The sequence below is a fragment of the Lysinibacillus sp. FJAT-14745 genome (assembly GCF_001275675.1).
GTDB lineage: Bacteria > Bacillota > Bacilli > Bacillales_A > Planococcaceae > Lysinibacillus.
The window spans coordinates 177,679-180,117 of the sequence record NZ_LITM01000006.1; the positions used below are offsets into that span (position 1 = coordinate 177,679).

4 protein-coding genes and 1 pseudogene are annotated in these 2,439 nt (G+C 37.5%); all 5 read left to right on the forward strand.

All coding sequences use genetic code 11. From position 1 onward, the window contains the following. Nucleotides 1-203: 203 nt before the first annotated feature. A pseudogene (locus AMS59_RS26235) lies at nt 204-311 on the forward strand (alpha/beta fold hydrolase); the annotation flags it as partial. Next, nucleotides 274-732, forward strand: a complete 459-nt coding sequence (locus AMS59_RS10860) for a recombinase family protein (protein ID WP_234007734.1) — start codon at nt 274-276, stop codon at nt 730-732. The pseudogene AMS59_RS26235 and the gene AMS59_RS10860, both read left to right, overlap by 38 nt. Nucleotides 733-986: 254 nt before the next feature. Next, complete coding sequence (locus AMS59_RS10865) at nt 987-1,172, forward strand: antitoxin VbhA family protein (protein ID WP_053483775.1); 186 nt, start codon at nt 987-989, stop codon at nt 1,170-1,172. A gap of 3 nt (nt 1,173-1,175) precedes the next feature. Next, entirely contained in the window at nt 1,176-1,895 is a 720-nt protein-coding gene (locus tag AMS59_RS10870) for a Fic family protein (RefSeq protein WP_053483776.1), read from the forward strand. 92 nt (nt 1,896-1,987) lie between these two features. After that, the gene (locus AMS59_RS26240) at nt 1,988-2,215 is read left to right on the forward strand and encodes an IS66 family transposase (protein WP_255350014.1); all 228 of its coding nucleotides are present in this window, start codon (nt 1,988-1,990) and stop codon (nt 2,213-2,215) included. Nucleotides 2,216-2,439 lie beyond the last annotated feature (224 nt).

Consider the following 2,439-nt stretch of genomic DNA (forward strand, 5'->3'; position numbering starts at 1 on the left):
TTTCCCGCGGGAGTCGAGTAGCCCTACGCTACAATCAGTTAAAATGGAAATATATTGGCAAAGTGGTAACGAAAAAACCCTTTTATCGCTCAATAATAAACTTATTTTTTCCTAATCAACACGCCTGTAAAATAATTATAGTAAGTGAAATGTGAGAATAATCTAATTATTTCCCGAGAAATACAAGAATGAAGAAAGAAGGTGTGGTAATGCATTTTAAGGAGTACGGTGATCTACATAAGCCACTCTTATTATTAATTCATGGAGGTGGTGTTGGAGGGTGGATGTGGGATAAACAAGTCCAATACTTTTAAAGCAGCTGCTCCTTGTGATCGTTTCGTTGTATATAAACTAGACCGAATTGCTCGCAGCACAAAGGAGCTTTATCAATTAACAGACGAAATGGTAAAGCGACAGGTTGATTTCGTTAGTATTCGTGATAGCTTCGACACTACTACACCGACTGGACGCGCCATGTTTGGGATGCTTGCCGTATTCGCCGAAATTGAACGCGATATTATCCAGCAGCGTACAAAAGCTGGGCTTGAGGCTGCCCGTAAACGTGGCAGAATCGGGGGACGCCCTGCCATAGATACCTATACGAAGCGTCGGATTGTGAAGTTGTTTGAAAGTGGAGAAAGTGCCATGGATATTGCAAAAGAGTATGGAATTGGACGTAGCACGATTTATAAAATCTTGAATGAGAACAAAAAGGATGCAATCCTAAAGTGAAGGACCTTTTCTATAATTGCGGTACGCTTTGTGCGAAACAATTTTTTTGTTCGAAATCTAACCACAATTCAAGTGGATATGATTGCCTAGCTCTAAATTTTTCCACTGGCACCTAATGAATTTTTTCACTCAAACTGTAAACGCTAATGACAAAGATTGAACAAAACCTGTGGGAATCGTGTAGTGATCTAACTATCACCTGATGCGTAAAAACTGATATAATAGATATACCAATAAAGTGAGGGGTGTTATTTATGAAAGAAAATTCACGCCTAGAACGTAAAAAGCAAGTGCAATTCGCAGTTGGTATGGCTGCCATTGACGGTGGAAAACCGAGTGCATTTACACAAAACCTCTTAAACCAATATGAAAATGGTCAAGTATCATCCAGCCAATTGAAACAAGCGATTGTTGAAAAATATACAAGGGCTTCACAGTAATTTATGGACCCATATATTTATCCTAATACAAATACCTTAATCAACAAATTAAATATTCGAGATAAACAACAATTAATTGACGTTGAAGCACAGCTGTTAATCGCGGAGATTGTAGATATTTCTTCTATCACCCATGAGATTGACTTTCAAAAATATGAAAGTCTTCAAATGATTCATCACTTTCTTTTTCATGAGCTATATTCATGGGCAGGGGAATTTCGCACAGTCAATATTTTTAAAAGTGAACATGTTTTAAATGGATTATCTGTTGCTTATAGCGATAAAGATCACATTGTATCTGATTTGAAAACTGTTTTCAGTTGGTCTAAATCTAAGCAATGGAAATATTCTAATCCTCGTCTTGTAGAGGACTTTTCTACATTTATGACAAAACTTTGGCGTGTTCATCCTTACCGAGAAGGAAATACACGAGCGGTTTCGATTTTTATGAAGCTTTTTGCTGAAGCAAATAGGCTAGACTTCAATGCTCAATTGCTCTCACAACATGTAGGATATTTACGAAATGCACTAGTTCTTGCCGCAGTAGAAGAAGCTCCGGAACCACAATATTTATTGAATATGATGACAGATGCACTAGATGTAGTTGATTTCAATAAATTCAAGCCTGACGATGAAGCGTCTAGTAATTATCAAGTAATTGGGCAATATGATGTTTCCAAGTATGAAGAAAAACCCTTTGAAACGGATTTTGATAAGGAATAATTTTATTTACCGATTAAGTAGGTTCTGGTTATTTAATACACTAAAAAGGATGGTGATTTGTAATTGAATCATCATCCTTTTCGTGATATGGCCTGCTTACGAATGATAAGAACTTATCAAACTGGGTGATCCGTTCAGCTGAAGATTGGCTTCTACCGGTTTATGAACAGATGAAGCAGACATTAACAGCAAAATCTGTTCTACATGTGGATGAAACCTATGCGCAAATAATCAAACGTTCAGCCATTATTTACATTCATTGCAGGCTAAAACGGAACCAATTGAAAGCAATGAATAATACTTCTATATCAACAAACTAGGACTTTACTTCTATGTCAAGAGCTGTAGATGAATGCGGATTTAAGCTCCTTTTCAGCGAGTGTCAAAACACTCGCTGAAATAGAGGAAGCTCAGGCTAAGAACTTAACATTGTGCTGTGGTTGTTGGATCTTCGCTTTTGCACAGAAAAAACATGTTGCTGTCGCTTCGTTGGCACTACGCTTTCGCACAGACAAAACATGTTGCTGTCGCTTCGTTGGCACTA